This window comes from Dactylosporangium aurantiacum (assembly GCF_000716715.1).
GTDB classification, from domain to species: Bacteria; Actinomycetota; Actinomycetes; order Mycobacteriales; family Micromonosporaceae; genus Dactylosporangium; species Dactylosporangium aurantiacum.
In genome coordinates this window covers 15,215-33,498 of the sequence record NZ_JNYJ01000004.1, presented here as the reverse complement: position 1 = coordinate 33,498, position 18,284 = coordinate 15,215, and the positions used below count along the sequence as shown (strand labels likewise).

At 74.8% G+C, this 18,284-nt stretch carries 15 protein-coding genes; 13 read left to right on the top strand and 2 right to left on the bottom strand.

Translation table 11 applies throughout. The features are described from left to right. Positions 1-58 precede the first annotated feature (58 nt). Positions 59-454 (top strand): SRPBCC family protein, encoded by a 396-nt coding sequence (locus OP18_RS04875; protein WP_156089302.1) that lies wholly within the window; start codon positions 59-61, stop codon positions 452-454. Positions 455-588: 134 nt separating this feature from the next. On the opposite strand, the gene OP18_RS04870 is transcribed toward OP18_RS04875, so the two are convergent. After that, complete coding sequence (locus tag OP18_RS04870) at positions 589-1,707, bottom strand: glycoside hydrolase family 53 protein (RefSeq protein ID WP_389251411.1); 1,119 nt, start codon at positions 1,705-1,707, stop codon at positions 589-591. A gap of 428 nt (positions 1,708-2,135) precedes the next feature. On the opposite strand from OP18_RS04870, the gene OP18_RS56790 reads away from it, so the two are divergent. The 3 genes from OP18_RS56790 to OP18_RS04860 are packed head-to-tail and all read left to right on the top strand — an operon-like array spanning position 2,136 to position 2,901. Next, entirely contained in the window at positions 2,136-2,360 is a 225-nt protein-coding gene (locus OP18_RS56790; RefSeq protein WP_156089301.1) for a hypothetical protein, read from the top strand. Then, on the top strand, positions 2,345-2,581 hold the full coding sequence (locus OP18_RS04865; protein WP_033357528.1) for a hypothetical protein: 237 nt from the start codon (positions 2,345-2,347) through the stop codon (positions 2,579-2,581). The genes OP18_RS56790 and OP18_RS04865 overlap by 16 nt, the downstream gene beginning before the upstream one ends. Continuing rightward, positions 2,578-2,901 (top strand): hypothetical protein, encoded by a 324-nt coding sequence (locus OP18_RS04860; RefSeq protein ID WP_033357527.1) that lies wholly within the window; start codon positions 2,578-2,580, stop codon positions 2,899-2,901. Before OP18_RS04865 ends, OP18_RS04860 begins: the two co-directional genes overlap by 4 nt. On the opposite strand, the gene OP18_RS04855 is transcribed toward OP18_RS04860, so the two are convergent. Further along, positions 2,873-4,021, bottom strand: a complete 1,149-nt coding sequence (locus tag OP18_RS04855) for an acyl-CoA dehydrogenase family protein (protein ID WP_033357526.1) — start codon at positions 4,019-4,021, stop codon at positions 2,873-2,875. The two genes, OP18_RS04860 and OP18_RS04855, sit on opposite strands and share 29 nt — an antisense overlap. Positions 4,022-4,234: 213 nt before the next feature. Here OP18_RS04855 and OP18_RS04850 point away from each other — a divergent pair, with 213 nt between their 5' ends. From OP18_RS04850 to OP18_RS04810, 9 genes are all read left to right on the top strand, one after another. Further along, complete coding sequence (locus OP18_RS04850) at positions 4,235-5,656, top strand: UDP-glucose dehydrogenase family protein (protein ID WP_033357525.1); 1,422 nt, start codon at positions 4,235-4,237, stop codon at positions 5,654-5,656. 135 nt (positions 5,657-5,791) lie between these two features. Continuing rightward, positions 5,792-11,008, top strand: a complete 5,217-nt coding sequence (locus OP18_RS04845; RefSeq protein WP_052386237.1) for an SCO7613 C-terminal domain-containing membrane protein — start codon at positions 5,792-5,794, stop codon at positions 11,006-11,008. A gap of 23 nt (positions 11,009-11,031) precedes the next feature. Continuing rightward, positions 11,032-11,415 carry a hypothetical protein gene (locus OP18_RS04840; RefSeq protein WP_156089300.1) on the top strand — a complete coding sequence of 128 codons (384 nt, stop codon included), beginning with the start codon at positions 11,032-11,034 and terminating at the stop codon, positions 11,413-11,415. A gap of 127 nt (positions 11,416-11,542) precedes the next feature. Next, entirely contained in the window at positions 11,543-12,973 is a 1,431-nt protein-coding gene (locus OP18_RS04835) for a glycoside hydrolase family 76 protein (protein WP_033357523.1), read from the top strand. 51 nt (positions 12,974-13,024) lie between these two features. After that, on the top strand, positions 13,025-13,567 hold the full coding sequence (locus tag OP18_RS04830) for an RNA polymerase sigma factor (RefSeq protein WP_033357522.1): 543 nt from the start codon (positions 13,025-13,027) through the stop codon (positions 13,565-13,567). Between the two features lie 153 nt (positions 13,568-13,720). Next, positions 13,721-14,557 carry a cupin domain-containing protein gene (locus tag OP18_RS04825; RefSeq protein ID WP_033357521.1) on the top strand — a complete coding sequence of 279 codons (837 nt, stop codon included), beginning with the start codon at positions 13,721-13,723 and terminating at the stop codon, positions 14,555-14,557. After that, a complete protein-coding gene (locus OP18_RS04820; RefSeq protein WP_052386236.1) occupies positions 14,554-15,459 on the top strand; it encodes an ABC transporter ATP-binding protein in 906 nt (301 codons plus the stop codon). Before OP18_RS04825 ends, OP18_RS04820 begins: the two co-directional genes overlap by 4 nt. Beyond that, the gene (locus OP18_RS04815) at positions 15,456-17,057 is read left to right on the top strand and encodes a hypothetical protein (RefSeq protein WP_033357520.1); all 1,602 of its coding nucleotides are present in this window, start codon (positions 15,456-15,458) and stop codon (positions 17,055-17,057) included. Before OP18_RS04820 ends, OP18_RS04815 begins: the two co-directional genes overlap by 4 nt. A gap of 313 nt (positions 17,058-17,370) precedes the next feature. After that, positions 17,371-18,078, top strand: a complete 708-nt coding sequence (locus OP18_RS04810; protein WP_052386235.1) for a hypothetical protein — start codon at positions 17,371-17,373, stop codon at positions 18,076-18,078. Positions 18,079-18,284: the final 206 nt, after the last annotated feature.

The following is an 18,284-nucleotide window of genomic DNA, read 5'->3' as shown; positions in this document are numbered from 1 at the left end:
GCCTCGGTCGCGGCTGGCGGGTGCCTGGGGTGGGGGCGGGTGCGGGAGGATGAGCGGCATGGCTGAGTCGCGGCATGTCAGCGTGTACGTCGGGCGGTCCGTTGCGGAGGTCTACGCGTACGCGGCGGATCCGCGGAACCTGCCGGCGTGGGCGCCAGGGTTGCTGAAGTCGGTGGAGAACGTCGACGGGCAGTGGGTCGCCGAGTCGGACATGGGGCGGATCCTGCTGGAGTGGGCGCCCGAGAATCCGTACGGGGTGCTCGACCATCACGTGACGGTGCCGTCGGGGGAGAGGTTCTACAACCCGATGCGGGTCACGGCGCTCGGGGACGGCAGTGAGGTGGTGTTCAGCGTGCGGCGGCAGGTGGGGATGACCGACGCGGAGTTCGACCGGGACTGCGCCGCGGTGCAGGCGGACCTGGACGCGCTGCGGGACATCCTCGAGCGGCGCTAGGCCCTCAGTCGACCCTGGACCGGCTCGACCTCGGCCTCGCGGTCGTGGACCTGCCCGACCCGGCTCGGTGACGCGCTCGCGGCCCGGACCGACCTGGCTCGTCCTGCGCGCCACCGCCGCCTACCCGCGCCCGGCTACGGGGTCCACACCACGTTCGGGTTGACCTGCCCGGTCCAGTTGAAGATCGCCATGTTGTCCCACTGGTTGCCGGTGCCGTTGATGTTCGCCGGGTCCCAGCCGTTGCCGGGCACCGCGTACCACGTCGGCTCCCAGTAGAAGACGCCGATCGCCCCGGCGTTGCGGGCGGTGTTCTGCACGTGGGTGAAGTTGGTCGCCTGCCCGGACCAGGTCGCCGGGTAGCCGGAGCAGGGCGCCGAGCCGTTCACCGAGTTCGGTTCGCTGTCGGCGTTGGCGGCGGTGAACGGGTACGCGGTCTCCGCCAGCACGACCGGCTTGCCGTAGCGGGACCTGGTGTCGCCGATCACGTAGTACAGGTTGGCCAGGTCCCCGTGCCACATGCAGTAGTAGGACAGCCCGGTGATGTCCCAGGTGACACCCTTGGCCCTGATGCCGTCGTAGAACCAGCGGGCGTGCTCGACGTTGTCGGCGTTCGCCGTGTGGATGATGACCTTCGTGCCGCTGTTGCAGGCCTTCACCGCGTTGTAGCCGGCCTTGAGCAGCAGGCTCAGATTGGTGAAGTCGTTGTTGACGACCTTGCCGTCGTTCCACAGCATGCCGACGTTGATCTCGTTGCCGATCTGCACGCTGTCCGGCGTGGTGCCCTGGTTCCTGAGCGCGGTGCACACCTGGTACGTGTAGTTGTAGACGTCGGACTGCAGCGTGCCGATGGTGTGGCCGGCCCAGGCGGCCGGCTTGTACTGCTTGCCGGGGTCGGCCCAGGTGTCGGAGTAGTGGAAGTCGACCATCAGGGCGAGCCCCTTGGACTTCACCTTCTGCGCGTCGAGCAGCACCTTCGCCAGGTTGTTGTAGCCGCTGGCGGGGTTGTTCCAGATGCGCAGCCGCGCGTAGTTGACACCGGCCGACTTGAGGATGTCGAGCGGGTCGGCCTGGGCGCCGGCCGCGTTGTAGTACCGGGCGCCCAGGTCGACGCTGCGCCGCAGGGACGAGACGTCCGCGCCGCGCATGGTGAGAGTGGTGGCCGCGCCGGCGGGCGCGGCCGGGATCAGCGCTGGGGCGGCGGCGCCCAGCAGGAGCACGCCCAGCAGGGCGGCAAGGCGGGGACTTCGGCGCACAGGAACTCCTTCGGGGTGTGGTTCCAGGGGGCGACATCGAGCCTGATGCGACGACCGGCGATGCACAAGGAGTCGGTATTGTTGCCACTCATTCCTATGTACAGAAATGACCGGCAACACGCTGGAAATCCTGTGATGTGAGCGCTCATCAGAACCTTGACCTCATAAATCGTGGCTGATGGCGTCCGTCGTCGCCGGTCACCGGCATGCGATACTCCGGGTGACTTGACGCCGGTGTTCTTTCCTTCCACGAGATGCGCGTTTACTATCAGACGGGCATCGATGGACATTGCCCCTGCGGACCTACGTTTCGCGCCTGCCGGCCACGTGCTCGTCGACGGCCATGACTTTGTGCTCGACCTGCACTCCAGCGGTGCGGTGCGGCTGCACGACGCCGTTTCCGGCCGCCGTTTCCTGGACGTGTTCACATGCTTCTCCTGGGCGGCGCTGGGGGGAATCCGCGGGCCCTTACCGGTGACCCGCAGTTCATGGCGCGGCTGGTCACGGGCGCGGTCACCAAGCCCTCCAACCCCGATGTCTGCACCGCCGAATACGCGCGTTTCGTGCTCACCTTCGCCCGGGTCTTCGGCGATCCGGCGCTGCCGCACCCGTTCTTCGTGACGGCGGTGCGCGCGCGGTGGAGAATGCGCTGAAGGCGGCCTTCGACTGGAAGTTTCAACGGCTGCGGGCGGCCGGGGCGGACCGTCCCGCCGCCGAGCCGATCCAGGGCGAGGGTGGCGACGACCACCTCGACGCGCTGTCCTGCATCAACCTGCTGGACGTCGAGTGGGACAGTTTCGAGGCGTACCTGGCCGGCATGTCCAGCGGCAAGCGGCACAACATCCTGTCCGGCGCAGCGAGCGCGCCGGCGTGACGGTCGAGGTCCGCCGCGGCGGCGCCGACGTGGCGCCGTGGTGCATCGGCTTCGACTACGCGGCGATGGCCGCGCCGCCGGCGCTGGGCGGGGCGGTCCGGCACTGGCTCGGCGAGATCGACCGGCACGCCGGCGCGGAGCCGGCCGGGGCCCGCCTGCCGCAGCCGCCACCGGTCCAGCCGCCGGCGCGTCCGCCGGCCGGCGACGTCCGCGCGGGCACCGGCGTCGACCGGGCCGCCGCCGAACGCTTCACGGCGACGGCTGCTGCCGGCCCCGGTGCGAGGCAGGCGGTCAGCCGGCGAGGAGCTGGCGGGCCATGACGATGCGCTGGACCTGGTTGGTGCCCTCGTAGATCTGGGTGATCTTCGCGTCGCGCATCATGCGCTCCAGGGGGAAGTCCTTCGTGTAGCCGTAGCCGCCCAGCAGCTGGACCGCGTCGGTGGTGATCTGCATGGCGGCGTCGGAGGCGAAGCACTTCGCGGCCGCGCCGAAGTACGTGAGGTCCTTGTCGCCGCGCTCGGACCGGCCGGCGGCGGCGTAGGTGAGCTGGCGGGCGGCCTCGAGCTTCATGCCCATGTCGGCGAGCATGAACTGGATGCCCTGGAAGTCGGCGATCGCCTTGCCGAACTGCTTGCGTTCCTGCACGTAGCCGAGGGCGAAGTCCAGCGCGCCCTGGGCGATGCCGACGGCCTGCGCGGCGATCGTGACCCGGGTGTGGTCCAGGGTCTGCATGGCGGTGGCGAAGCCGGTGCCCGGCTCGCCGATCATGCGGTCCGCGGGGATTCGGACGTTGTCGAGGTACACCTCGCGGGTCGGGGAGCCCTTGATGCCGAGCTTCTTCTCCGGCGCGCCGAAGCTGACCCCGGGGTCGGACTTCTCGACCACGAAGGCGGAGATGCCGCGGGAGCGGGCGGCGGGGTCGGTGACGGCGAAGACGGTGTAGTACTCGCTGACGCCCGCGTTGGTGATCCACCGCTTGACGCCGTTGAGGACGTAGGCGTCGCCGTCGAGCACCGCCCTGGTCTTCATGCCGGCGGCGTCGCTGCCGGCGTCGGGCTCGGACAGGCAGTAGGAGAACATGGCCTCGCCGGAGGCGACCTGGGGCAGGTAGCGCCGCTTCAGCGCGTCGGAGCCGGCCAGCAGCAGCGGCATGGTGCCGAGCTTGTTGACGGCGGGGATCAGCGACGAGGCGGCGCAGGCGCGGGCGACCTCCTCGATGACGATCGCGGTCGCGAGGGCGTCGGCGCCGGCGCCGCCGTACTCCGCCGGGATGTGCGGGGCGTGGAAGTCGGCGGCACGCAGCGCGTCGTAGGAGGCCTGGGGGAACTCGCCGAGCTCGTCGGCCGCGGCGGCGTTCGGCGCCACCTTGCCGTCACAGACCGCACGCACCGCCTCACGGATCGCGGTGTGCTCCTCCGGCAGCTCGTACACATCGAACACGGCACGCCCCTCGTCCGAAAAAATCTCACCCTGAACTGCCGTTCAGGCGCCTCCGAGTGTGAGCATACCGACGAGTAACCCAGGAGCCGAAGGCGCGGTCGCCGACGAGGGACTACTCTCGCCGGAGCAACGTCGGCAAGACACAGCCCTATACGCCACAAATGTCCGCGATGCGGGTATTTGAGGAAACGGGAACAGAGCGGAGACACAGGCGTGACCATCGCGTACCCGAGCACCCCACCCGTAGCGGTCGCGCCCTCCGGCGCCCCGCGTCCACGGCTCACCTTCCTCGGCACCGGCTATCTTGGCGCGACCTACGCCATCTGCTTCGCCGAGCTGGGCTATGAGGTGCTCGGCTTCGACGTCGACGAGGCGAAGATCGCCAAGCTGGCCGGCGGCGACGTGCCGATCCACGAGCCCGGCCTCGACGAGCTGCTCCGCAAGAACCTGTCGGCCGGCCGGCTGCGCTTCACCACCTCCTGGGAGGAGGTCGCCGAGTTCGGCGACGTCCACTTCATCTGCGTCGGCACCCCGCAGCGCGCCGACGGGATGGCCGCCGATCTCTCCCACGTGGAGAGCGCCGTCACCAACCTCGCGCCGCTGCTCAAGCGCAAGGCGCTGATCGCCGGCAAGTCGACCGTCCCGGTCGGCACCGCCGAGTGGATCGAGCAGCTCGTGCGCCGCCACACCCCCGCCGAGCTGGGTGTCGAGGTCGCGTGGAGCCCCGAGTTCCTGCAGGAGGGCGTCGCCGTCGAGGACGTGCTGCGCCCCAACCGGATCATCTTCGGCGTGAAGAGCGAGTGGGCCACCGCCATGCTCTACGCCGCCCACAAGGGCGTGTTCGACCTGGCGCTCACCGAGGACCGCGAGGTCCCCGTCGTGGTCACCGACTTCGCCACCGCCGAGCTGGTCAAGGTCGCCGCCAACGCGTTCCTCGCCACCAAGATCTCGTTCATCAACGCGATGGCCGAGGTCTGCGAGGCGGCCGGCGCCGATGTGACGCAGCTCGCCCGCTCGATCGGCTACGACGCCCGCATCGGCAACAAGTTCCTGCGCGCCGGCGTCGGCTTCGGCGGCGGCTGCCTGCCCAAGGACATCCGCGCGTTCCAGGCCCGGGCCCAGGAGCTGGGCGTCGGCGAGGCGCTGCGCTTCCTGCACGAGGTCGACCTGATCAACCAGCGCCGCCGGCAGAAGATCGTGCAGCTGTCCGCGGAGCTGCTCGGCCGCGGCTACGGCCCGGCCGGCCCGGACCTGGCCGGCACCCGGATCACCGTGCTCGGCGCCACGTTCAAGCCCAACTCCGACGACGTGCGCGACTCGCCGGCCCTGTCGGTGGTGCGCAAGCTGGCCCGCTCCGGCGCCGACGTCACCGTGTACGACCCGGAGGGCATGGACAACGCCCGCAACGACGTCGCCGACGTGACCTACGCCAAGACCCTCACCGACGCCGTCTCCGGCGCCGACCTGGTCTGCGTGCTGACGGAGTGGGAGGAGTTCCGCAACGCGGATCCCAACACGCTCAGCGACCTCGTCGCCGGCAAGCGGGTCATCGACGGGCGGAACTGTCTGGACCAGGCCGTGTGGGTCGCGGCGGGCTGGGAGTACCGCGGCATGGGCAAGCCGGCCGTCGCTTAAGCGACGGAATCTCCCGAACGGGCGCTTCGCTTTCGCGACACGTCGAAACAAGGCATTCTTCCCAGTAGGGCGTGAACAGCCGGGGGTGGCCGCGAGCGCGGTCACCCCCGGCTGCGGCCCGTGGGGAGGAGTCGCGTGGAGACGTATCCGTGCCCGGCGTGTGGTGGTCCGGCCAGTGAGGCCACCGGCTGCCGTGACTGCGGCCGCCCGCACGACCCCGACGCCGCCGCGCTCGCCCTGTTCCAGCGCACCGTCGCGGCGCTGGAGCAGAAGAAGCGCGACCTGACGGACAACAGCCAGAAGCTGCGCCGCCAGCTCGCGCACGCCTCCGCGCAGCGCGACTCCCTGCGGCGCAAGGTCCGCCAGTCCCTCGACCAGGAGCAGGCCGGCCGCGGCCGGCGACCGAGGCTCGGCCGCGCCGCGAAGATCGAGAGCACCCCGCCGGCGGCGCGGCAGGCGCCGCAGCGCCGCACCCCCGAGCCGCAGGTGTACTCGCCCCGGGCGCCCCAGCAGCCGGACGCGGCGCTGGCCGAGCCCGCGCGCGACCGCCGGCCGGTGATCGCGCCGCTGCGGGCAAGGACCGCGGCGCTGCCGCAGATGCGCCGCCCGCCCGGCGGCGGGCCGCACCCCCCGGTCGACGAGCCCGAGGCGACCACCTCCAGCATGCAGGCGTCGGTCCTCGCGCTCGGCGGCCTGCTCCTCGCCGGCGCCGCGATCGTGCTCACCACCGACGCGTTCGGCACGATCGGCACCGTCGGGCGGGTGGTGCTGCTCGCCCTGATCACGGCCGGCGCCCTGGCGCTGCCGCTGATGCTGGTCCGCCGCGGCCTCACCGCCACCGCCGAGACCGTCGCCTCGGTCGCGCTGCTGCTCGTCCTGCTCGACGGCTACGTCCTGCGCTCCGAGGGGCTGCTCGGCGTCGACCGGCTCGAGACCACGACCTACATGGGCGTGGTGTGCGCCGCCACCGCCGGCATCGCGGCCGTGTACAGCATGCAGAGCCACCTCATCGCCTCGCGGTACGCGACGCTGCTGGCCCTGCAGCCGGTCCTGCCGCTGCTCGCCTACGACATCATCCGCGGCCCCGCCGGCTGGTCGCTCGCCCTGTCCGGCGTCGCCCTCATCGACCTCGGCTTCGGCGTCGCCCTCGGCCAGTCCGTCCGCCGCCGCCTGGAGCAGCGGGAGCCGGAGCGGGACCAGGCCACCGCCGACGGGCCGCCGTCCGCCGAGCACGCGCACACCGTGCAGACCGACCGGTTCGCCGACACCCTCATGCGCGACGCGGCCTGGGTGCTGTTCGCGCTCACGTTCGGCGCGGCCCTGCTGTGCGCCACCGCCGCCCTCGCCACCACCGAGGCCCTCGGCGAGACCGTCCGCGCCGCCGGCGTCACCCTCGTCGCCGCCGCGATCGGCGTCGCCGGCTCGCTGTCGTGGCGGCGCGGCGCCGTGCCCGACATCGCCGCCGGCATCGCCACGGCCGCCGTCATCGCCGCGTTCGCCAGGGTCGGCGCCGTCGCGTTCCCCGGCTCCACGCTGCTGTTCCTGGCCCTCGCCGTGGCGCTCGCCGCGGCCGGGGTGCCGCTGCTGCCCGGCGACGCCCGCCGCGGCCCCCGCTACGCGGTCTCCGTCGCGACCGCGGCCACCACCCTGCTGCTGCTGGTCACCGCCCTGCCCGCGCTCGCCGCCCCGCTCGACGCGGCATGGCCGGTGTGGCGGGCCGACCTTTCCGCGTACCGCACGGACGTCGACGCGGCCGTCGGGCCCGACGGCTGGCAGTCCGTCCTCGCGGTGCTGCTGCTGACCGCCGCGGGTGTCCTCATGCTCAGCGGGCGCACCGAGCCGGTCGACGTGCCGCTCGGCGCCGGCGCCCGCCTCGGTGCCGCGTTCGGCCGGCGGTCCACGGTGCAGCACCGGCCGCCCACCCCGCCGCCCGGCCTGTGGCCCGGGCCGCTGGGCGGCGCGGAGAGCGGTCCGCGGACCGGCGTCTGGGACGAGCCGCGGCCCGAGTCGCCGCCGCCCGCCGCCCGGCCGGCCGCGGTCGGCACCGGCGTCCGGCGCGACGGCAGCTTCGTCACCGTCCCGCCGCCGGAGCGCTTCCGCCTCGACGTCGTCGTCATCGGCGCCGCCCTGCTGCTGCTCGTCGCGCCCGTCGCGTTCGGCCTGAGCTGGCTGATGATCCCCGCCCTCGCGGTCTCCGGCGCGGTCGCCGCCGGCGCCCTGGCCATGCGGGTCCCCGAGGCGCACACCGCCTGGGTCTGCCTGGGCGCCGCCCTCGTCCTCGGCCTGTACGCGGCCGCCGCCAGCCTCGCCCGGCCGTCCGCGACCGCGCTGACCCTGCTCGTGATCGCCGTGGCCGGCGCCGCCATCGCGCTGCTGCCCCGGCCGCACCGCGCCGACGCGGAGGGCGACTTCGTCACCCGCAGGGTGGCCGACGCGGCGGCCGGCGGCGCCCTGTTCGCGCTGCCCGGCGCCGCCGCGGCCGGCGCCGCGATCCTCTTCGGCGACCTGCCCGGCGGTGCCACCGTCGTGCTCGTGATGAGCTTCCTCGCGCTCGCGGTGACCCTCGGCTACGCCGCCATCACCCAGGTCGCCCGGGGTGCGCAGAGCCCGCCGCTGCTGATCGGCGCGACCGCCGGCACCGTCGCGGTCGCCGTCGCCGTGCTGCGCGCGGACGGCGCCACCACCATCGACCTGGTGATCGGCCTGCTGATGCTGATCGCCGCGCTGATGCTGTGGGCCGCGCCGCGGATGGACGACCGGCAGACGTTCGGCGCCGACTTCACCGGCGCCGACGCCGCGGCCGCCGCCGTGACGATCGCCGGGATCGGCGCCGTGGCCCGGGCCGTGTCGCTGGCGTCCGACGGCATCGAGGTGGTGACCCTCGCCCTGCTCGTCTTCGCCGTCGCGGTCGCCGCCCGCAGCCTCCCCGACGAGTGGCGCCGCGGGCCGGTCGCCGGCGCCACCACCGTGGGCGTCTGCACCGGCCTGTACGCGGGCACCATGTCCGTCATCGGCGCCGTCGGCGTCATCCGGGCCGCCGACCCGCCGTGGCGGGCCGCCCTGGACGACCGCTGGCTCGCCAACGCGCAGCAGCTCGCCACGTACGGCTGGCAGGTGCCGATCGCGCTGCTGCTGCTCGCCGGGGCGGCCGCGATCGCGCTGCCCCAGCCGTACGGCGACGACACCGCCTCCGCCGCGGCCGCCCTCGCCGCCGTCGGCGCGCCCGTCGGCCTCGGCCTCGGCTGGCAGTCCCCGATGGTCGTCGGGTGGATCGCCGCGACCGGCATCGGCATGTGGGCCGCCACCGCGAAGAGCTGGCGGGCCGCGTACACCAGGCTCGGCGCGGGCCTCGTCGCCGGCACGTTCGCCGCCGGGGCCGGCCTCGTGCGGCCCGGCGCGACCGCCGGCACCCTGGTCGCGCTCGCGGTCAGCGGCGTGTGCGTCGCCGGGTTCGCCCGGGCCACCGCGATCCGCCGGGGCAACCCGTTCGACGGCCCGCTCACGTTCGTCGGCGGGACCGGGGTCGCCGCCGCCCTGTTCGCGTTCGCCGGTGCCGCCGCCGCGGCCGCCGGCGGCCTGCACCCGGGGCAGGTCAGCACCGTGCTCATCGCCGCGCTGGCGACCAGCGCGGTCGGCCTGGCCGCCGCCGCGACCGGCGCGCAGCAGGCACCGGGATACCTGCCGTACGTGACGGTCGGCGTCGCCGGCGGCGCCACCACCACGGCCGTCGTCGCGCTGTTCGTCCACCGTGACGGCGCGGCCGTGTACGCGGCCGCCGCGGCGCTGCTCGGGGTCCTCGCCGAGCTGCTGCGGGTCACCTGGCAGCCGAGCGTCGAGTGGGTCCCGGCGGCCAGGTTCCGCCCCGACAACGCGGGCCCGCCCACGGGCCGGTGGCGGCAGGTCCGGGCGCCCCGCGGCTACACCCTCGGGGTCGCCGCCGCGGCCGGGCTGCCCGCCCTCATCGTCGTGATCTTCGTGGCGCCGTCGGTGTACGCGGCGCTCGTCGGCCCGTACAAGTGGATCCAGCAGCCGTGGACGGGCACCGCGGCGACCGCGTCCGACCTCGGCGCCCTCGGCCGCTACGCGGGTGACGGCACGCAGGTGCTGGCCGCCGCGCTGCTCACCATCGCCGGTGCGCTCATGGCGGTCGGTCTCGGCGGCTCCGCACAGGCGGTGGCCGGCCGCGCCGTCGCGATCGTCGTGCCCAGCGCCGCGCTGACCATGCTCATCGCCCCGGCGGCGCTGCACGCCCCGTGGCCGTGGCAGCCGACGGCGGCGCTGCTGGTCGCCACGATCGCCGGGCTCGGCCTGGCCCTCACCGTCCCACCGGAGGCCGACAGCTCCGACGGGCGGATGCTCATCAACGCCCGCCGGCTCGTCTTCGCCATCGCGGTGCTGGCCGCCGGCGCCGGCGGGGCGGGCAGCCTCGCCACGAAGCAGCAGACCCTGACCTGGCTCGCCGGCTCGGTCGTCGTCGGCGCCGTCGCCGGCATCTGGGGGCGCACCCCCAACGGCCGCATGCTCGGCTGGCACGTCGCCGCGTCGACCGCGCAGGGCTTCGCCCTCGCCGCCGGTCTCGCCGCCGGCCTGCAGCTGCGGCAGTGCGCGTTCCCGCTGCTGATCGTCGCGACGATGCTGCTGGTGCTCGGCGCCGCGCTGCCGCGCCTGCGGCCCAGCAACAGCATCAACCGCGAGGCGATGACGGTCGAGGCGGCCGGATACGCCGGCGCGGTCGTCGCCGTGCTGCTCACCCTCGGCTCGGCCGCGCACACCGCGGCCGCCCTCACCGCCCTCGGCGCGGTCCTCGGCCTGTCCGCCGCCCGCAAGGGCCGCAGCGGCCAGCAGCGGGTCATCCTCATCATCGCCGCGTCCGTCGCCGAGCTGATCGCGATCTGGCTGCTGCTCATCACGGTCAAGGTCGCCGTGATCGAGGCGTACACGCTGCCCTTCGCGGTGCTCGCGCTCATCACCGGCCTGCTGGAGATCCGCCGCCGCCCGGAGCTGGGCAGCTGGCTCGCCTACGGCCCGGCGCTGGTGGCCGGCTTCGCGCCGAGCCTCGCCCTCGCGGTCGCCAGCGAGAACTCCCCGGAGCTGCGCCGCGTGCTGCTGATCCTCGCCGGGGTGGTGACCGTGGCGATCGGCGCCGTGCGCCAGCAGAAGGCCCCGGTCGCGGTCGGCTCCGCCGTCACGATCATCGCGACGGTCAACGAGCTGCTGCGCATCGGCCTGCCGGTCTGGATGCTCCTGCTGCTCTTCGGCGGCACCGGTCTGCTGCTCATCGCCCTCGGCGCCACCTACGAGCAGCGCCAGCGCCTCGACCGCCTGCGCGGCGTGTACCGGGGCATGCGCTGACACTCCGCGTAACATCGATAGACGTGGTTGCGGAGTTGGTGCACGACGAGGACGGCTTCACCTACACGGTGCACGTGGCGGGCTGCGGCGAGATGCGCCGCACCGGCCGGCTGCGGGCCTGGCGCGAGGAGGACGAGGGCCTGCTCGCGCTGCTGACGGTGGCCGGCTCGGACCTCGACGACCAGGCCGGGGTCGTCGCCGACCAGGTGCGGTTGCGGTTCGTCGGCGAGCGGGTCGACGTCGTCGCGTACGAGCCGGGCTGGTGGGGCGCCGGGTTCAGCTACCTGCGCGCGGTCGGCGGGACCCGGTGGGAGCCGATGGATCCGCAGGTGCTGCGCGACCGGATCGGTCCCGGCTTCGTCATCGACGACGAGGAGGACACCGCGCCCGGCTGGGGCGGGCCGTGAGCGCGCGGGTCGGGGCGCCGCCGCTCGGCGGTTGTGTCAACAGTTGACAGAACCCTGGACGTGGAGGATCGTCGATGGAACCGGATGGCGGTCCGGGCCACACTTCCCCGTCCCTCGGGAGGGCATCGTGTCCCCGCGCCTGCTCGCCGTGCCCGCGCTCGTCCTGGCCGCCGTGGTGTTCCTCCCCGCGCCCGCCGGCGCCGCCACCACGATCTGCAACCGCTACTGCGACGGCCGCGACGCCGCGCTCGCCCCGTCGGACCGGCAGCCCGTCTCCAGCACCCTGTACGGGCGGCGCTTCACCGTGCACGTCAACGACACCGACGCCATGGCCTGGGCGAGCCTCGACAACGGCAAGGCGGGCGACGAGGTGTGGCTGGACCGCTCCTTCGACGGCGGCCGCACCTGGCCCGACAGCCGCATCGGCGCGGCCACCGTCGTCGCCGGCGCCGCGAGCCGGCGCACCGCCCAGTTCAACGTCGACCACTGGGCCGCCAACGGCGTCGGGGCGCTGCGCGCCTGCGGCAAGGCCGGCGACCGGCCCGAGATCACCTGCACCGCGTGGACCCGCACCACCTGGAACGCGTGGGACCGGCGCACCGCGGCGGCCACCGCCCTGATGATGCAGTACAACCTCGGCACCGGCCTGTTCGGCAACAACGACTGGTGGACCAGCGCCAACGCGCTCACCGCGATCATCGACAACAGCCGCCGCTCCGGGATGGGCAGCTACCGCTACGCCATCGCCAACACGTACGACAAGCAGGTCAACGCCAGGCTCGGCGAGTTCCGCAACGAGTACCTCGACGACACCGGCTGGTGGGCTCTGGCCTGGGTGGCCGCCTACGACGCCACCGGCGACGGCCGCTACCTGGCCACGGCCCGGGCCGGCGCCGAGCACATGTACGCCTACTGGGACACCACCCGCTGCGGCGGCGGCGTGTGGTGGCGGACCGACCGGCAGCAGAAGAACGCCATCGAGAACAGCCTCTACATCCAGCTCAACGCGGCGCTGTCGCTGCGCCTCCCGGGCGACACCGTCTACCGCGGGCGGGCCCGGGCGGCGTGGACCTGGTTCCAGGGCACCGGCATGCTCAACGGGTCCGACCTCGTCAACGACGGCATCAGCCTCAGTACCTGCCGCAACAACGGCGCGGTCACCTGGACGTACAACCAGGGCGCGCTGATCAACGCGCTGGTCCAGCTCAACCGGCTCACCGGCGACGCGGCCGCCCTCGCGACCGCGCGGCGCATCGGTGACGCGCTCGTCGGCAGCGCCTACCTGTCGCCCGGCGGCATCCTGCGCGAACCCAACGAGAGCGGCACCTGCGCCGGCGACGGCGTGTCGTTCAAGGGCGCCGCGGTGCGCGGACTCGGCGTGCTCGACACGGCGACCGGCGGCGCGTACTCCGGCTACCTGCAGCGCAACGCCGACAGCGCGTACCTGAACGACCGCGACACGATCGACGCCTACGGCAGCCACTGGGCCGGGCCACGGACCGCCACGAACCACAGCTGCCAGCACAGCGCACTGGATCTGCTCAACGCCGCTCCGTAGTTGTCCGCTCCGGCGGTGAACCGATCGGCGGGCCGGATCCGATGATGAGGTGTGAGACCACCACCTGAGGACGCCGACCTGCTCGCCCTGGCCGCCGCCGGCGACCGGGCCGCGTTCGAGGCGTTCTACCGCCGGCACGCCGTCTGGCTGACGTTGCGGCTGCGACACCGGTGTGCCGACGAGTCCCTGGTCGACGACGTCGTCCAGGAGACGTTCCTGGAGCTGTGGCACGGCGGCGCCGCGCGCTACCGCGCCGAGGGCGACGTCGCCGGCTGGCTGTGGCGCATCGGCTCCCGCCGGCTCATCGACGCGCTGCGCCGGCACGGCGCCCGCCACCGGCTCGGCCGGCTCCTCGCCCGGCTGCGCGGGCGCGACGAGCCCTCCGCCGAGGAGCAGGTGCTGCACGGCGTCGAGCACGGCGACCTCGCCGGCGCGCTGGCCCGCCTCTCCCCGGAGCTGCGGGCCGTCGTGCAGGCCACGGTCCTGGACGGGCTCACCACCGCCGAGGCCGCGGTGCTGCTCGGCATCCCGCCCGGCACGGTCAAGACGCGGGCGATGCGGGCCCGCCGGCAGCTACGGCAGGAGCTGGCATGAGCGGCCTGGAGCGCAGTTCAGGGTGGATCTCGGGCGGGCGCCGGGGCGTAGCGGAGGTGACGGCATGAGCGGCCTGGAGCGGAGCGGAGGGCTGCGAATCATGGGTTCAGGGTGGATCTCAGGCCGGCGCCGGAGCGCAGCGGAGGTGACGGCATGAGACAGCGACGCACCGGCACCTGGCACCTCCAGGACGACGACCTGCGCGCCTACGCCGGCGGTGACCTCACCGGGCCGCTGCTGTGGTCGGCGGAGGCGCACCTCGACGCCTGCGCCGGCTGCCGCGACCGGCTCACCGCCACCGCCGACCCGGCGCTGGCCGAGTCCGGCTGGGCACGCCTCGACGCGGCCCTCGACGCGCCCGTCCCCGGCCCGGTCGAGCGGCTCCTGCTGCTGCTCGGCGTGCCCGACCACACCGCCCGGCTGCTCGCCGCGACCCACGCGCTGCGCCTGTCGTGGCTCGCCGCGATCACTCTCACGCTCGCCATGACCGCGACGATCGCCCGGCTGGCCGACCCGATGGTGTTCCTCGCGGCGGCGCCACTGCTGCCGCTGCTCGGCGTCGCGGTGTCGTTCGGGCCCGGCCTCGACCCCACCTACGAGATGGCCCTCGTCGCGCCGATCCAGTCCTTCCGGCTGCTTCTGCTGCGCTGCGTCGCGGTCGTCGCCACCACCACCGCGCTGTGCGCGGTGGCCAGCCTGGCCCTGCCCGACGTCGGGTTCCGGGCCGCCGGCTGGTTCCTGCCGTCGCTCGCGCTGACCGTGCTCACGCTGCTGCTCGCCCCGAGGTTCGGCACCGTCGCCGCGGCCTGCGCCGTCGGCGCCGGTTGGGCCGGCCTCGTCGCCGCCCTCGCCGGCGCCCTGTTCACCGCCGCCGGCCAGGCCGGCGTCGCCGTCGCCGTGCTCGTCACCGCCGCGGTCCTCGCCCGGCGGGCGGCCGCGTTCGACACGACCCGGCTGTTCCCGCGCACCACCCCCAGGAGGTTCCGATGAGCATCGACGCCGCCGCGCCGCGCCGGCCGCACGGCACCGACGTCGCCGTGCGCGCCGACGGCCTGACCCTGCGCTACGGGCGCAAGACCGCCCTCGACGGCGTCACCCTCGCCCTCGGCACCGGCGTCACCGGGCTGCTCGGCCCCAACGGCGCCGGCAAGACCACGCTGCTGCGGATCCTCGCCACGGCCCTCGCGCCCGACGCCGGCTCGCTGCGCGTCCTCGGCCACGACCCGCTGACCGGGCCCGGCCGGCTCGCCGTCCGCCGGCGCCTCGGGTACCTGCCCCAGGACCCCGGCTTCCACCCGGGCTTCACCGCGTTCGAGTTCGTCGACTACGTCGCGATCCTGAAGGAGCTCACCCACCGCGGCGACCGCCACGCCGAGGTCCGCCGGGTCCTGTCCGCCGTCGGCCTCGACGACCAGCGCCGCACCCGCATCCGGGCGCTGTCCGGCGGCATGCGGCAGCGGGTCGCGCTCGCCGCCGCCCTCATCGGCGACCCCGACCTGCTCGTCCTCGACGAGCCGACCGTCGGCCTCGACCCGCAGCAGCGGATGCGCTTCCGCGAGCTGTTCGCCGACCTCGGCGAGGACCGGGCCGTGCTGCTGTCCACCCACCAGACCGAGGACGTCATGTCGCTGTGCCGCCAGGTCGTCGTCATCGACCGCGGCGCGGTGCGCTTCAGCGGCACCCCGGCCGAGCTCGCCGGCCTCGCCGACGGCCGGGTCTGGACCAGCGACGCCCGCGAGCCCGGCGCCCTCGCCTCCTGGCGCACCGGCACCGGCCTGCACCGCCACGTCGGCGACCCACCGCCCGGCGCCCAGCTGCTGCCACCCAGCATCGAGGACGGTTACCTCATGCTCGTCGACCTCTCCGCCTCCGCCGTGGACGGTTCCTCGTGACGGCCGCCGTCGCCGCCGCCCCCGCCACGCCGGCGGCCGGCCATGTGTCGCGCCGCCGGGCGATGCTGGCCCTCGCCCGGGTCGAGGCGGTGCGGTTCCTGCGCCACCCGCTGACGATCGCGGCGCTGCTGCTGTTCGTCGCCCCGTGGGTGTATGACCTGGCCACCGGCACCACCGACCGCTACCCGGTGCTGCACGACAAGGCCGTCGGCATGCAGATCGCCGGCATCTTCGTGCTCGGCGGCGGCGCCCTGGTCGTGGCCAACCTCAACGCGCTGCGCGCCCACCGCCACCACACCGACGCGCTCTACTCGGTCCTCGTCCTGCCCGGCCCGTGGCGCACCGGGGCGTTCCTGCTCGCGCCCCTGCCGTACGCGGCCGTCGTCACCGCCATCGTCACCGCCCGCATCGGCGCCCTCGCGCTGCTCCCCGGCGCCGCCGGCCGCCCCGACCCGGCCGAGCTGGTCACGATCCCCGCGCTCGTGCTGCTCTTCGCCGCCGCCGGGGTCCTGCTCGCCGGGCTGGTGCGCTCCGCCGTCGTCGCGCCGCTGGCGATGTTCACGTTCGCCGTCGCCGCGTTCGTCGCCCTCGTCGCCGCCGCCAGGGGCAACACGGTCCTGCGGCTGCTGCTGCCGGTGATGTTCGCCGACCTGCCGTTCGCGCTGCCCGCCGAGGTCGTCGCCCGCCCGTCGCTGCGGCACCTCGCGTACCTGGCCGGCCTCACCGCCCTGGTCGCAGTCGCCGCCGTCGCCCGCTCGGGGGCCCGCGGCCGCCGCGTGGTCACCGCCGCGGTCCTCGCCGCGCTGCTCACCGCCGGCGCCGGCGCCGCCCAGTTCCGCACCGATCCCGCCCTGCGCCGCGCCGCCGTCACCGCCACCGACAACCCCGCCGCCCTGCAGACCTGCCACCGCCGCGGCGACGTCACCTACTGCCCGTTCGACGACTTCACCGCCTGGGTCACCGGCTGGGACACCGTGGTGCGGGGCGTCCGCCGCGCCTTCCCCGCCGCGGCCGTCACCGGCCCGCCGCTCACCGTCCGCCAGCGCGTCTGGGCCCACGACTACCCGATCGGCAGCGCCGTCACCAGCGACGCCGCCGACGAGGCCGCCCGCGACGAGGCCTGGGCGCGCGCCGCGGCCGCCGCCGGCACCCCCGCCGCCGTCCCCGTCGGCACCACCTGGGGCGACAACGACGCCGAGGCCACCTTCGCCGCCGCCGTCGCCCTGCGCCTCATGACCGGCAGCCCGTTCGTCCCCGGCGGCACCGTCTGCGGCGCCCGCGGCGCCCTGCTCGTCTGGCTGGTCGGCCAGGCCACCCCGGCCACCGCCAAGGGCCTGCGCCACCTCGACGAGGCGAGCTCCGGCGCCCTCGTCTTCGCCGACCCCATGACCTTCCTGGGCCTGGCGGTCCCGGACCGCGACGCCGCCCCGGCCCTCGCCGCACTGCGCCGCCCGGCCGCGGAGATCGCCGCCCTGGTCGCGGCCGACTGGTCGCAGCTGACCGACCCGGCGACCCCGGCGGACCGCTTCGCCACCCTGCTCGGCGTGCCCATCGCCTCCGAACCCCCACTCGAGGAGCGCCACACATGCGCCACCTGACCCGCTCACCCGGTGCCTGGGCGCCACCGGCCGCCGGTGAACCACCCGCCGCCTGGGCGCCGCCGGGTGCTCGTGGCGCGTCCAGCGCTTCCGCGGCGGCGCCCGGCGCACTCGTGGCCTGCGCACGGGCGTCCGGCGTGTTGGGTGCGTTCGATGTGTTCGGGTCGGCGCTGGGTACGTCCCGGGCGTTCGTGTCGGCGTCCGGGGCGTCCGGGGCGTCCGGGGCGTCCGGGGCGTCCGGGTCATCCGGGGCATCCCGGGCCTCCGGGGTGTCCGGGGCATTCGTGTCGGCGTCCGGCCGGACGGGGACCGCATGACCCGGCTCGCGTTCGGGGCGCCGTCGACCCGGCGGACCCCGCTGCTCGGCGCCCTGGCGTTCGTGGTGCCGACGCTGCGGTCGACCCGCACGACCCCGCTGCTCGGCGCGCTGGCGGTGGGCCTCGCGATCGTCGCGGTGCCGGCCGCGACGACGGTGACCCTCAGCCCCGACAACCTGGCCGTCCTGCTCCGCCTCGGCGCGGCGTGCGCCGCCGTCGGCCTGGTGTTCCTGTTCGACGACCCCGCGAAGCCGACCACCGCGACCGCCCCGGCTCCTGCCTGGCGCGGCCTGGCGCTGCGTGCCCTCGCCGCCACCGCGGCCGCCGCCCTCTGGTGGACCGCGGCCGTCATCGTCACCGTGACGGGCGCCGAGGCGGGCAACGCCGACAACCTCCCGCTGCGGGGGCTGGCCCTGGAGGCCGCGACGTTCGCCGCCCTCGCCGTCACCGCCGCCGTCGTCGCGTGGCGGTTCACTCCCCGCGGCGTCGTCAGCCCTGCCGCGGCCCCGGCCGTGCTGGCCGCCGTCGCCGCCCTGGCCTTCGTCCCGCGCGCCGCGGCCGTGTTCGTCCCGGTGGCCAGCCCGGGGTGGGACGCCGCTCACCTCCGCCTGGGGTTCCTGCTCGCAGCCTGCCTGGCCGCCGCCATCATCGCCGCGACCCTGCCCCCAACCGTGCGCCGCCCGCCCCCGCGCCGCTCGCGTTGACGCCGCCGGCCCTCGCGCCGCTGACGCCGCCGGCTCCCCGCGCCGCTGACGCCGCCGGCTCCCCGCGCCGCTGACGCCGCCGGCTCCCCGCGCCGCTAGCGTTGGCATCGCTGGCCCCGCGCCGCTCGCGTTGACGCCGTTCGGCTCTGCGGCCCGGGGCGTCAGCGTCGCCAGGTCCCACGCCACCCGACCGGTGACCTCGCCGA

Coding starts and splice junctions, on each gene's coding strand:
- OP18_RS04875 (WP_156089302.1), top strand. CDS start 59: ATGGCTGAGTCGCGGCATGTCAGCGTGTACGTCGGGCGGTCCGTTGCG.
- OP18_RS56790 (WP_156089301.1), top strand. CDS start 2,136: ATGCTTCTCCTGGGCGGCGCTGGGGGGAATCCGCGGGCCCTTACCGGT.
- OP18_RS04825 (WP_033357521.1), top strand. CDS start 13,721: ATGAGACAGCGACGCACCGGCACCTGGCACCTCCAGGACGACGACCTG.
- OP18_RS04820 (WP_052386236.1), top strand. CDS start 14,554: ATGAGCATCGACGCCGCCGCGCCGCGCCGGCCGCACGGCACCGACGTC.
- OP18_RS04810 (WP_052386235.1), top strand. CDS start 17,371: ATGACCCGGCTCGCGTTCGGGGCGCCGTCGACCCGGCGGACCCCGCTG.